The organism is Pseudomonas sp. FBCC-B545 (genome assembly GCF_059134095.1).
Genome location: NZ_CP101441.1, coordinates 3,891,148 through 3,903,591, shown reverse-complemented (window position 1 = coordinate 3,903,591; position 12,444 = coordinate 3,891,148). Strand labels below are relative to the sequence as shown.

The window sequence follows — 12,444 nt, the reverse complement described above, 5'->3', positions numbered from 1 at the left end:
CACCGCTCTCGGCAACCCTCGGACCGCAGGCTTTTTTACGATGGTCTCAGCGTGCTTTTCATCTGCAGGGCAAGTATGCCGATGGCCACCAACGCAGCACCTACGCCCGCAATCGGAATAAAGGCGAGCCCGAAATGGGTAATGATCCAGCCTGCGCCGATGCCACCCAATGCGGTGCCTAAGTTGAACGAAGCAATATTGAGTCCTGAAGCCACGCTACTGGATTGCGGAACATAGTGGTGTGCCAGGCGCAGCAGGCGCAGGGTCGACATGGTCACTATGGCGAAGAACACCACACCCAATAGCCCCACCAGCATTAACGTGGCGATCAGCGAATCGCCCCATACGTACAAGCTCAACAGGTTAAGCATCAACGCTGTCAACCCACCGAGCAAACATCGATCGGCGTCGAATGCATCGACGAGATAGCCGCCAAGCAAATTACCGAGAATGGAGCAGACACCGAACACCAGCATCGCCAGGCTCAGAATTTGCGGCTGCACACGGGTGATATCCAGCAGGAACGGCGACACGAAGGTAAAGAATGAAAAAGTCGCCACGCTCACCAGCATCGCGATCGTCGCCGCCCCCAACAGTTCGCGGTGCAAGAGGGCCGCGAGGCTTTGTTTCAGGTCTGTGGCTTGGTGGGTCGAGCAAAGGCGGCGCTGACGCATCAGAAGCGCCAGGCCTGCGGTGCTGATGAGGCCCAGGCCACCGATGGCCAGGAACACTATGCGCCATGACCAGTAGCTGCCGAGGAAGGTGCCGATAGGCACGCCAAAGGCGATCGAAAGGGTCAGCCCCGTCCACACCAGCGATAGCGCTCGCCCTGCGCGCATCGGGTCGACCAGTTTGACCGCGGCGTTGGAGGCCACGGCCATGAATACCCCATGGGCCAGGCCTATAATGAAACGTACGCCATGCAGGGTCAGAATATCAGGCGCCAGGCTGATGACCACGCTGCCAGCGGCAAGCACGCCGAGGGTCAGCAGCAGTACGGTTTTGTCGCGCCAATTGGCCAACAGAGCCGTGATGATCGGGGCGCCAATGGCGGCGCCCAAGGCATAGGCCGCGATGGCTGAGCCGACGTGCGAGATGGACTCATGCAGATCCACCGAGATGGCCGACACCAGGCCGGCCACGACGAACTCGGACAAGCCGAATGTAAAAGTACAGAGCGAAAAAATGTAGATGACGGCTGGCATTCAGCGTCTCCTTGTCGATGCATGAATCGGGGATTCTGCCGGTGCAGGTGCACTAAGTTGGTGTCGTCATGAACCGACTGCCATGGTGGTGCCCGGAACTCGTTCTTGCAAAAGTGGCGGTGATAGTGCGGTGCTGACAGGGAGATGAGAAATACTATAAAAGTCTCTGTTTAAGACTATTGACGGGCATTAGTCACGTGTTGATGACAGAAGTATCAATCCCGGGTGAACGGTTTGGTTAGTTGTAATACGTAGCAGGGTGGTGTATCGCGGGGAGGGGGGCACGAATATAACTAACTAAGATGCTCCCCCTCAACCTGGGAAACGGCATTGAAATCGAGCATGGAAATGAAGCTGTCCATCAACGGTGATTCGTTGTGGGTGTTCCAGCTCATGTACAGGCCGATTGCCGGGTTGGGGGAGGCGGTCACGGGGGTGATCCGGCGGAACAGGACCTTGTCGCGCATGATTGAGTTGGCCATTGACTCAGGTACCAGGGCGACGCCGAAACCACAGGCCACCAGGCCGATCAGGGTATGGATCTGTGCGGCCTCCTGCACCACCTTGGGGTAAAAACCAGCGGCTTCACACAAGGCGATAAGCTGACTGTGATAGCCGGTACCCAGGGCTTCTGGGGTGAATACGAAGTCTTCCTCGGCAAAATCCCTCAAGTCGATCTGACCTTCCTTGGCCTTGGGGTGATGGGCGGGCAGCGCCATCACGATCTCTTCATCCAGTAACAGGCGTGACTCGACGTTTTCAGCCGAGATCGGCAACTTGCGCATGAAGGCAATATCCGCTTCTCCCGACAGAATGGCCTTGGCCTGGCTGGAAGAGGGCATCTCCTTGATGATCAACTGGACTTTGGGGTAGGTCTCGCGGAACTGGCGCAGGGTACTGAGCAGTGACTCGTAGTAGGCGATCGATACCGCAGTCACCGTGAGTTTGCCGGCAATCCCCTCGGACACTTGGCGGGCATGTTCTATGCCCAGCTCCAACTCCTTCAAGGTGCTGTAGGCCGCGCTCAGGAATGCGCCGCCGGCCGGGGTCAGCTTGACCCCGCGTTTATTGCGGGTGAACAGACTGAACCCCAGTTTGTCTTCCAGGCGCTGGATCGCCTGGCTCAATGGCGGCTGGGCCATGTGCAGGCGAATGGCGGCCTTGTGGAAATGCAACTCTTCAGCCACGGCGATGAACTGGCGCAGCAGGCGGGTTTCGATCATTTCTTCTGTTCCTTCATTTGAACTGATCAGCGGACCGGGGCTGCAATGGTACCTCATCAAGGATTACACGGATTTCACATCAACTTGATATGCGCCGAGTATCAACTTGCGCCGCCGTTAGTATTAAACAGCGTAGATAGACCTTGTTAAGGTGAGGGGGCACTCGAGAGGAAACAGCCAATGAACTTTACAGGAAAGACTGCCGTTGTAACCGGCGCTGGCCGGGGGTTGGGTTTTAGTTACGCGAAAGCGTTAGCCTCGCTGGGCGCCAATGTGGTGATCAGTGATATCGGCGCCGATAAGCTCGGCGCGGGGGGCGATGGCTCCATCGCCATGCAGGCTGCTAAAACCCTCAGTGACCAGGGTTTCAACGTGATAGGGCACCATGGTGACCTGTCCAGCGAACAAGGTTGCGAGCAACTGGTGGCAACCGCCATCGAGGCGTATGGCCAACTCGATATTTTGATTCACAACGCCGGCTGGGTCGGCTACCAATCTATTGAAGAGGCCGATGCAACCTTCATAGGCCGTGCGGTGGATATCAATATCTATACACCCGTGTGGCTATGCAAACATGCCTGGAAATACCTCAAGCAGTCTAGTGCCGCACGGGTCGTGCTGACGTCATCCGACCGTGCGATGTACCAGCAATATGCCCAACCGGGCCTGGTGGCGTATGCCGCCGGCAAGATGGCACAACTGGGCATCATGAATGCGCTGAGCATGGAAGGCGCGCAATCAGGCATCCTGGTCAATGCGGTATCCCCAGTGGCCAAGACCCGCATGTGGGGCGTAACGGGCGAACCGGAGAACCTCAAGCCTGAATGGGTCACGCCTGGCGTGGTGTTCCTGGCGTCGCAGCACTGTCAAGACTCCGCTTATGTGTTGCGCGCCAGCAATGGTCAGTTTACGGCGACGCGGTTTGTCGAAAACCCAGGCGTCGACTACCCCGTCGACCTGGCACGAGTGAAGGCCACCAGCGCCGAACAAGTTGCCCAGCTTTGGGATCAAATCAAGGCGTGTTGAATATGTCTGCTCAGGAAGAGCTCCATCTGTATTCACCGTGCCAGGCCGATCTGGGTGAAAGCCCGGTCTGGGATGACATCCATCGCTGTAAAAGCGGAACCCTAAGTTGCCGCTACCGCAGCAATGGATATGTACTCGGTCTGATCCAAGATCCCGGTCGGCTGTCAGGCCGCCATCGGGGGCAAGCCCCCTCCCACATTTGACTGAGGTGTGTCACGTAGATGCCTGTCAATTATAAGGCCGTCAGGGGAGCAAGCTCCCTCGCCACAGGCCCAGCGGCATAACCAAAGTTATGTAGACCCAGTCATATAGAGGCTACAACGCCTGTTCCTGTATGAAGCGCACAGTGTAGCCAATACAATCGGTGACTTTCTGACCTGAAGACGTTAAAAGCACAGAATCACCAGGGATACGACTGTTGGATAATGAATTGGATATCGCTAAACGTTATGGACTGTTCTGGGCATTAAGCCTAGTGACGAAGGACGACGGGACGCCAATAGCAGACGGTATTTATATTTACCAGCCCGAGCGATTCTCTGAGACCTTTTGGGTTCTCTTCGAAAAACTTCAGCAGCTCAATGACTACTGCTTCCTGCAGCTCGTGACGGTCGAGCAGCACCATTCAAAACTCGTCGATCAGCGCGAGTCGTACATGGCTGATTCCGGTCCCGGTGCTGAAGCGCTGGACTGGCTCGATGACCAGATTCCGCGCTGGGAAGACAATCTGACGGTAGTCACTCAGGCGACCTCCATTGTGTTGCTATGCAGCTTTGTGGAGTGGGGTTTGAAGCGTGTGGTGAAGGATCTATATGGAGCTATTGCGCGCAAACCTTCCGGGTCTCGCGTGAGCGATATCCAGTTCCTCTTGGAGCACCTTGAATCCTCAGGACTGTCTTATGTGGTAGATGCGCAAGTCCTGCATACCGTTCATAGCTTTCGAGGCATCAGAAATGCTTTTGCTCACGGTGAGTGGGCCGCTATCGAAGAGCAGCTATCCAATGTTTCGCTACGCGACTGTTTCGAAAACGTTTCACAACTGTTTGCGTGTTTAGAGGCAGCCTCGTGGGACGGTCCCTGGAGGAGCGACGTCTTGTCGTCATCCAAGCCTCCTGCTCCGTAGCCAGTTACTTATGGCTTCAACCAGTTCCCTCTTGCACTCCACCGGCAACCAATGCCCGCCGGGTAGGCTTGTCACGGTGAGATCTGCGCAGGCCGCCCGCATTGGATCGCCCAGTCGATTACCCTTGATGGTGTTCATCTGGTCGTAATCGCCGTTCACAAACAGTACGGGTAAAGACAAAAGGCCGCCATTGGGCGCTCGGTGGGCATATTCAATGTTGGCAATGTCGTTTAAATACCATGCGCAGGGAGCGCGGAAACCATGGGCCTCGAAGCTGCGCACCAATTGCGCGAAGTCTGCCTGCGGCCAGAGCGCAAGGTCTGGCTGGGTGAGTGGCGCCCGGTGCGCCTGCCCAAACCGTCCGCCTTTGCGGGTCACTTCGGCATTGGCTGCAACCTTGCCGATACTCGCCGGGTCGCCTCGTCGATAAATCGACGCCAGCGATGCAGCTTTATCCGCATCAAGGTCAGCAACAGCGGATTCAAAGTGGGTGTTGTAGTAGCGGTAATAATCCCATTGACCGTCCGGATACGTGTCCGCCGGATAGATCGAGCGGTCAACCAGTGGAACGAGCGTCGGCAGGGCGTTAGTGTTGGGGAAGTACGGGACCGAAATCAATACAACCCCGCGGCTGCGCTGGGGTTCATGGGCGACCAGTTCACCCGCCACGACGCTGCCCCAATCGTGGCCCACCCAGATGGCCGGCCTGCCACCGAGATGGTCGTGAAGTTCTGCCATGTCGGCCACGATGTTTTCAAGGGTGTACGCATGAGTGGGGGCTGGTGCAGAAGAGCTGCCATAACCGCGCATGTCGGGTGCAACGCAGTGCCAGCCTTGTGCAGCGAACGCTTCTATCTGTGCGCGCCAGATCAGGCTGAGCTCCGGCCAACCGTGCAGGAACAGCATCAACGGCCCATCGGTCGGTCCCATCTCTACATAGTGCGTTGTATGGCGCGAGGTCTTGAGGACACGCGAGGTCAGCTTGAAAGTGGACACAGTCTCTCCTCATGCTACGTCGGCTGATAAACTCGAAGCGGCAACACTATAATGAGCGTTAGCTGCATGTTTCGTTCCCATTTAGTCTTCCAGTGCCTATAGCTACCCGGGCAACGTCTTGCGTGTAAATGAAATTTATCCAACGTGGAATCCCGTTTCACGACATACACTCAGGGAAGAGCTGAAGGCGGCAAGAGCAGGCGCGTTTTCAACACAGGTGCATTGAGGATGAAGTATGTTGAATGTTGACCAGTCCCCCAGAGCCACACGCGAACCCAGTGAATACGAGAGCCTGGTCGCGATGGGGACTCACTTGCTCGATGTCATTCCGGGGGCGATTTACCTCTGTGACCGCGACGGGTGGCTCGTCAGGTTCAACAGCGATGCGGTTGATTTATGGGGACGAACACCCGCCCTGGGTAAGCATGGGGACCGCTATTGCGGCTCATATCGACTTTATACGACAGACGGCGCGCCATTGGCGGTTGACGAATGCCCGATGGCGTCGACGCTCAACGCAGGCCTGTGTGCGCGTAACCAGGAAGTCATGATTGAGCGCCCGGACGGGTCGCGATTCGTCGCGCTCATGAATATCCGCACCCTCAGAGACCGGCATGGAGAAATCCAAGGCGCGATCAATTGCTTTCAGGACGTCTCGATGCACCACGCAATGGCCGAGGAATTGCGGCGCAAAAGCTCCGATCTCGAAGACTTTTTCGAAAACAGCGCCGTGGGCCTGCATATTGTCAGCGGCGAGGGCATTATCCTGCGCGCCAATAAAGCCGAGTTGTCGCTGCTGGGCTATACCGCGGACGAGTACATCGGCCGTCATATCACTGAATTTCATGTGGATGAACCGGTAATCGGCGACATCCTGCATAAACTCGGCAGCGGTGATTGCCTGAACAGCTACCCGGCGCGCCTGCGGGCCAGGGACGGCACCATCAGGCACGTCGCGATTACCTCGAATGGGCGGTTCGAAGACGGCAAGTTCTTCAACACGCGTTGCTTCACCATTGACGTGACCCGCGTGCACGATGCTGAAACCGGGCGTCAGGAGAGCGATGACCGGCTGGCGGCGACCTACGAGGCGGCGACCATCGGCATTGCCGAGGCGGGCGAGGACGGCCGTCTGCTGCGGGTCAATGATGCCCTTTGCACCATGCTCGGTCGCTCTCGTGAGCAATTGCTGGCGATGACCTTCCTGGACTACACCCACCCAGACAGTGTCGAGCAGGACGCGGCGTTATACGCCCGGCAAGTAGCGGGTGAACTGGACAACTACGTGCTGCGCAAACGGGCGGTGAAGCTTGATGGCCAGGCGCTTTACCTGGATGTGCATAGCTCGTCGGTCAGGGCGCCCGATGGCCGGTTCCGCTATGGTGTGCGGGTCATCCAGGACGTCACGCTGGCCCGAGAAATGGAAAACCGCGTGCGTGAAAGCGAGCGGCACATGCGCGATCTGCTCGAGGCCATGCCGGCGGCGGTCTACACCACCGACGCCGAGGGGCGTATTACCTTCTTTAACCGTGCGGCCGTCGAGTTGTCGGGGCGCACGCCGCAACTGGGCGACCTGTGGTGTGTCACCTGGAAACTGTTTAACACCGATGGTTCTTTTCTGCCTCACGACCAATGCCCGATGGCCGTGGCGCTCAAGGAAAACCGCGCCATACGCGGCGTCGAGGCCGTCGCCGAGCGTCCGGATGGCACCCGCGTGCCTTTCACGCCATATCCGACCCCGCTGCATGACGCCGATGGCAATCTGATCGGCGCGATCAACATGCTCATGGATATTACCGAGCGAAAGCAGGCCGAAGACCGACAAAAGAACTTGATCGACGAACTCAATCATCGGGTCAAGAATACCCTGGCCACGGTCCAGTCCCTGGCGTCCCAGACCGCACGCAACGCGCAGGATGCCAAGGACGGCTACACCCGGTTCGAAGCCCGGTTGCTGGCCTTGTCGCGTGCCCACGACCTGCTGACGAAGCGGCATTGGGGCCTTACGCCGCTGGGAGTGCTGGCCCAGGAAGTGTTGGTGCCGGTGTTTGGCCATGATTCCGGTCGCGTGGTGATCGCCGGTGATGCCATCGAGGTCAACACCCGCGTCGCCCTGAACCTGACCATGACGCTCAATGAACTGGCGATCAACGCCCTTAAATACGGAGCGATGTCCACCGACACCGGGACACTCACGGTGGCCTGGAGCGTTCGGCCCCAGCCGAGCGGCGCGCTGCTCACCGTGGACTGGCGCGAACAAGGCGGGCCTTGGGTGTCCACGCCGGAGCGCGAAGGCTTGGGTTCGCGGTTGATGAAGCGCTGCATCGAGCGTGATCTAGGCGGTTCGTTCGAACTCGACTTCGCCCGTGAGGGCGTTCACTGCCGCTTCTCGTTTATGCTCGCTGAGAACCAGACATGATCACATTCCCAGGTACCAAAGTGCTCCTGGTTGAAGACGAGGGCACCATCGCCATGTTGATCGAGGAAATGCTCGAAGACCTGGAGTGCACCGTAGTCGCCTCCGTGGCCCAGCTCGGCAAGGCGATGCAAGTGGCAGATGTGGTGGATGTCGACTTGGCGATCCTGGATGTGAACATTGCTGGAGAGCGCGTTTTCCCAGTGGCGCGGATTCTGCGGGCCCGCCATATTCCGTTTTTGTTCAGTACGGGCTACGGCGGCAGCGGCTTGCCGGAGGAGTTTAGTGACTGTCCGGTGCTGCATAAGCCGTTTGCGGAAAAAGACCTTCGGTTGAAAATTGCGTTGACGCTGGAGTCTTAGGTAAAACCCGCGGTCCTGTCGGACGTATGATTGCCGTTTTCCATAAAGGCTGAACCGCTTATGAACAGCAATCAACCGACAAAAAAAGTCCGGGCAAGCGCAGCGGCGCTCCCGGACCAAAGGTTGCTACATGCTCATCAGACTCCTCTGATCAAAACCTCGGCTTGACCGCCTTCCACGCCGGGTCATAACGCTGCATCTGCCGCACATCGTCGCGCTGGCGAATGCCACAGGTCAGGTATTGATCATGCAGCTTGCCGAGCTGATCGTGGTCCAGCTCCAGGCCCAGCCCCGGGGACCGGGTGATTTTCACGCAGCCATCGACAATCGGTACCTTGCCGCCCTTGATCACTTCTTCGTCCGGCTCCTGCCAGGGGTAGTGGGTGTCGCAGGCGTAATCGAGGTTGGGCACCGAGGCGGCGACGTGGGCCATGGCCATCAGGCTGATACCCAGGTGCGAATTGGAGTGCATGGACACCCCCAGGCCAAAGGTCTCGCACATTTTTGCCAGCACTTGGGTGTCGCGCAGGCCACCCCAGTAGTGATGATCGGCGAGGACGATCTGCACGCTGTCCTGCGCCACGCTGCGGCGCAATTCTTCGAAATCGGTGACCACCATGTTGGTCGCCAGCGCCAGGCCGGTGCGTTTATGCAGCTGGGCCATGCCCTCCAGGCCCGGTGTCGGGTCCTCGTAATATTGCAGATCATCACCGAGCAGTTCGGCCATGCGGATCGAGGTTTCCAGCGACCAGTTACCGTTCGGATCGATGCGCAGCGGATAGCCGGGAAACGCCTTTTTCAAGGCCTTGATGCACGCCACTTCATGCTCCGGCGGCAAGGTACCGGCCTTGAGCTTGATGCTCTTGAAGCCATAGGCCTCGATCATCCGCCGCGCCTGGGCAACGATCTGCTCTTCGTTCAGCGCCTCGCCCCAGCTGTCCGGCTTGTAGGGTGAGTCCACGTGTTGCGCATATTTGAAGAACAAATAGGCGCTGAACGGAATCTCATCGCGTATCGCCCCGCCCAGCAGATCCACCAAGGGTAGGTTCAGGGCGTGCGCCTGCAGATCGAGGAACGCCACTTCGAACGCCGAATAGGCATTGCTCACCGCTTTGCTCGCGTGGGAGCCGGGCGCCAGTTCCGCGCCGGCCAGGGTCGGCGGTTTGTTCGCCGCCACCGTGGCTTGGACAATGGCGCGCAGTTGATTGAGATTGAACGGGTCAAGGCCGATCAGCTGACTTTGCAACTGCTGCTGGATCGCCAGCGCCGGGGCGTCGCCGTAGCTTTCACCGAGGCCGATGTAGCCGGTGTCGCTTTCGATTTCGATGATCGAGCGCAGGGCAAAGGGTTCGTGAATGCCGCTGGCATTGAGCAACGGCGGATCACGGAAGGCGATGGGGGTGACGGTGACGCGAGTGATTTTCAAGAGGCTGCTCCCGTTGCATCAGTTTTCAGGGCTGGGTGACTCATCGGCGGCTTCTTTGGCGCAGTGTCTTTGCACGGCGCGTTCGGAACGTCGCCACGCGGCGCGGTTCGGGCAAAAAAGATCACCACGGCAGCCACCAGCGAAACGCCGGCCAAACCGTACAGCCCGCCCTCGATGGACCCGGTGGTCTGCTCCAGCAAGCCGAACGTGGTCGGGGCCACGAAGCCGCCGAGGTTACCGATGGAGTTGATCAGGGCGATCACCGCTGCCGCGATGCGCGCATCCAGGTAGCCTTGCGGGATTGGCCAGAACAGCGCCGAGGCCGCCTTGAAGCCGATCGCGGCGAAACAGATGGCGACGAAGGCGAAAACCGGCCCGCCGAAGGTGGACATGAACATGCCGAACGAGGCGATCAACAGCGTCAGCGCGACCCACGCCTGCTGGTATTTCCATTTGCTGGCCATGGCAGCGAAGCCGTACATGGCGACGATGGAAATGATCCATGGGATCGAATTGAACAGCCCGACCTGGAAATCACCCAGATTGCCCATCTTCTTGATCATGCTCGGCAGCCAGAACGTGGCGCCGTAGATAGTCAGGGCAATGGAAAAGTAGATGAAGCAGAACAGCGCGATCTGTTTGTCGGCCAGCAACTTGAACATTGAGGGCTTGACCGTCTGCGCGGCTTCCCGGGCCCGCTGCTCCTGGTCGATGGCGGCGATCAGCGCGGCTTTTTCTTCCTCGCTGAGCCACTTGGCTTCCCGCGGGTGGGATTGCAGCCAGAACCAGACAAAACCGCAGAGGGCGATGGACGCAAAGCCCTCGACCAGGAACATCCACTGCCAGCCGTGCAGGTTCAAGCCATCGATGTGCAGCAGCGCGCCGGACACCGGGCCGGAGATCACCGAGGCGATGGCCGAGCCGCTGAGGAAAATCGCCATGGCCTTGCCGCGTTCGGTCGAGGGCAGCCATTGGGTGAAGTAGTAAATGATGCCGGGAAAGAAGCCGGCTTCTGCGGCACCGAGGACAAAGCGCAGCACATAGAAGCTGGTTTCACCCTGGACGAAGGCCATGGCCATCGCGGCGGCGCCCCAGGTGAACATGATGCGCGTCAGCCAGGCGCGGGCGCCGTAGCGTTGCAGCAGCAGATTGGAAGGCACTTCGAAGATCGCATAACCGACGAAGAACAGCCCGGCGCCCAGGCCATAGGCGGCAGCGCCGATGCCCAGGTCGGTTTCCATATGGCTGCGCACAAAGCCGATATTGACCCGGTCGATGTAGTTGACGATGAACATGATCACGAATAACGGCAGGACGTGGCGCTTGACCTTGGCGGCAGCCCGGGCAAGCACGTTCGGGTCCGGTGGACTCTGCAGGGTATTCAATGAGCGACTCCCGATCGTTGTTTTTGTGGGGATTGCTGGTGACGTAGGTCGATCATGGACGCGGGTATTGATCCCGTCTAATCTAACTTGGCATTCGATTGATACCTGGATTAGATCAATGTTCGAACTGAGCCATCTGCGCTGTTTCACCACCGTCGCCACTGAACTGAATTTCCGCCGCGCCGCCGAACGGCTGAACATGACCCAGCCACCGCTGAGCCGGCAGATCCAGTTGCTGGAGCATCACTTGGGCGTCGAGCTGTTCACCCGCAACACCCGCAACGTCGCCCTTACCGCGGCCGGCCGGGCGTTTTTCATCGAGGCGCAGAACCTGCTCGAGCGCGCCCAGCAGGCCGCAGTGACCGCCCGGCGGTTTGCCCAGGGCGATATCGGCTCGGTGAATATCGGCTTCGTCGGCAGCGCGGTGTACGAGTTCCTGCCCAAGGTCATAGCCGAGACACGCATCACCCAGCCCCACGTGCGAATCGACCTGTCGGAAATGAACACCTACCAGCAGCACGAGGCCTTGCGCGCTCGACGTATCGACCTGGGCATTGCCCGCGCACCGTTGCTGGAACCCGGTTACGCCACCGAATGCCTGGTCCGCGAGCCCTTTGTGCTGGCCGTCCCCAACACCCATCCACTGGCTGATGCCAAAACCGTGTCTGTCAAGGACCTCGACGGCCAGCCGTTCCTGATGTACTCCCACGCCGCCTATCCGCCGTTCAACGAACTGCTGACCGGCATGCTGCGCTCTGCCCGCGTCGCCCCGGATTATGTGCAGTGGCTCGGCTCGTCCCTGACCATCCTCGCCCTGGTCAACGCCGCCATGGGCCTGGCGCTGGTGCCCCGTTGCGCCACCAGCGTAGTGTTCAAGAACGTGGTGTTCCGCGATATCGACCTGGGCGAAGGCGTACAAAGCGAGCTCCATCTGATCTGGCGCGAGAACAACGACAACCCGGCGTTCGCGATGCTGCTGGAAGGGATTCGGCACGCGGTGCGTGAAGGGTGGGGAGGAGGGTGAGGGGCCTGGTCCTGGCGAAAGCCGTGCAACCTGGGGCATGGTTATCTACACAACTCTGACGTAGCGACCGTCAGTAACCACGATGCGAAGCGAGCCGCTCTTGATCTTGATCTTGATCTGCTTTTGATCTCAGGCGCCCCGTTAAACCACGCTGGCCGGAATTCGACAGGGATTTGGGGGGTAAACCGGCAAGGATGCCGGTTTAGCCGCCCCGCGCCATGGATGGCGCGTGGCGGCGGCCCCCCAAATCCATGGCGG

10 protein-coding genes are annotated in these 12,444 nt (G+C 59.0%); 5 read left to right on the top strand and 5 right to left on the bottom strand.

What is annotated here, in order from left to right:
- Window positions 1-35: 35 nt before the first annotated feature.
- Together NMB39_RS17890 and NMB39_RS17885 are read right to left on the bottom strand one after the other, a co-directional pair.
- Entirely contained in the window at window positions 36-1,205 is a 1,170-nt protein-coding gene (locus NMB39_RS17890) for an MFS transporter (protein ID WP_494340328.1), read from the bottom strand.
- Window positions 1,206-1,498: 293 nt separating this feature from the next.
- Window positions 1,499-2,428, bottom strand: coding sequence for a LysR family transcriptional regulator (locus NMB39_RS17885; protein WP_494340329.1), 930 nt, complete (start codon window positions 2,426-2,428; stop codon window positions 1,499-1,501).
- A 180-nt stretch (window positions 2,429-2,608) separates the two neighbouring features.
- Between NMB39_RS17885 and NMB39_RS17880 the strand changes: the two genes are divergently transcribed.
- Together NMB39_RS17880 and NMB39_RS17875 are read left to right on the top strand one after the other, a co-directional pair.
- Window positions 2,609-3,454 carry an SDR family NAD(P)-dependent oxidoreductase gene (locus NMB39_RS17880; protein ID WP_306957637.1) on the top strand — a complete coding sequence of 282 codons (846 nt, stop codon included), beginning with the start codon at window positions 2,609-2,611 and terminating at the stop codon, window positions 3,452-3,454.
- A 418-nt stretch (window positions 3,455-3,872) separates the two neighbouring features.
- Window positions 3,873-4,577 (top strand): hypothetical protein, encoded by a 705-nt coding sequence (locus NMB39_RS17875; RefSeq protein ID WP_494340330.1) that lies wholly within the window; start codon window positions 3,873-3,875, stop codon window positions 4,575-4,577.
- Here NMB39_RS17875 and NMB39_RS17870 read toward each other — a convergent pair.
- Entirely contained in the window at window positions 4,554-5,573 is a 1,020-nt protein-coding gene (locus NMB39_RS17870; protein WP_494340331.1) for an alpha/beta fold hydrolase, read from the bottom strand. The two genes, NMB39_RS17875 and NMB39_RS17870, sit on opposite strands and share 24 nt — an antisense overlap.
- Before the next feature lie 235 nt (window positions 5,574-5,808).
- Here NMB39_RS17870 and NMB39_RS17865 point away from each other — a divergent pair, with 235 nt between their 5' ends.
- Window positions 5,809-7,992, top strand: coding sequence for a PAS domain-containing sensor histidine kinase (locus NMB39_RS17865; protein ID WP_494340332.1), 2,184 nt, complete (start codon window positions 5,809-5,811; stop codon window positions 7,990-7,992).
- Complete coding sequence (locus tag NMB39_RS17860; protein ID WP_057025424.1) at window positions 7,989-8,351, top strand: response regulator; 363 nt, start codon at window positions 7,989-7,991, stop codon at window positions 8,349-8,351. Before NMB39_RS17865 ends, NMB39_RS17860 begins: the two co-directional genes overlap by 4 nt.
- 151 nt (window positions 8,352-8,502) lie before the next feature.
- Here the strand turns inward: NMB39_RS17860 and NMB39_RS17855 are convergent, their stop codons facing one another.
- Complete coding sequence (locus NMB39_RS17855; protein WP_494340333.1) at window positions 8,503-9,777, bottom strand: glucarate dehydratase family protein; 1,275 nt, start codon at window positions 9,775-9,777, stop codon at window positions 8,503-8,505.
- Window positions 9,774-11,162: an MFS transporter gene (locus NMB39_RS17850; RefSeq protein ID WP_494340334.1), complete on the bottom strand. Its 1,389-nt coding sequence runs from the start codon at window positions 11,160-11,162 to the stop codon at window positions 9,774-9,776. Before NMB39_RS17850 ends, NMB39_RS17855 begins: the two co-directional genes overlap by 4 nt.
- Before the next feature lie 118 nt (window positions 11,163-11,280).
- Here NMB39_RS17850 and NMB39_RS17845 point away from each other — a divergent pair, with 118 nt between their 5' ends.
- Complete coding sequence (locus NMB39_RS17845; RefSeq protein ID WP_046072074.1) at window positions 11,281-12,186, top strand: LysR family transcriptional regulator; 906 nt, start codon at window positions 11,281-11,283, stop codon at window positions 12,184-12,186.
- Window positions 12,187-12,444 lie beyond the last annotated feature (258 nt).

What these genes read in the sequence shown, in the direction of transcription:
- NMB39_RS17890 (WP_494340328.1), bottom strand. Translation starts at nt 1,205, where the DNA reads ATGCCAGCCGTCATCTACATTTTTTCGCTCTGTACTTTTACATTCGGC.
- NMB39_RS17885 (WP_494340329.1), bottom strand. Translation starts at nt 2,428, where the DNA reads ATGATCGAAACCCGCCTGCTGCGCCAGTTCATCGCCGTGGCTGAAGAG.
- NMB39_RS17880 (WP_306957637.1), top strand. Translation starts at nt 2,609, where the DNA reads ATGAACTTTACAGGAAAGACTGCCGTTGTAACCGGCGCTGGCCGGGGG.
- NMB39_RS17865 (WP_494340332.1), top strand. Translation starts at nt 5,809, where the DNA reads ATGTTGAATGTTGACCAGTCCCCCAGAGCCACACGCGAACCCAGTGAA.
- NMB39_RS17860 (WP_057025424.1), top strand. Translation starts at nt 7,989, where the DNA reads ATGATCACATTCCCAGGTACCAAAGTGCTCCTGGTTGAAGACGAGGGC.
- NMB39_RS17845 (WP_046072074.1), top strand. Translation starts at nt 11,281, where the DNA reads ATGTTCGAACTGAGCCATCTGCGCTGTTTCACCACCGTCGCCACTGAA.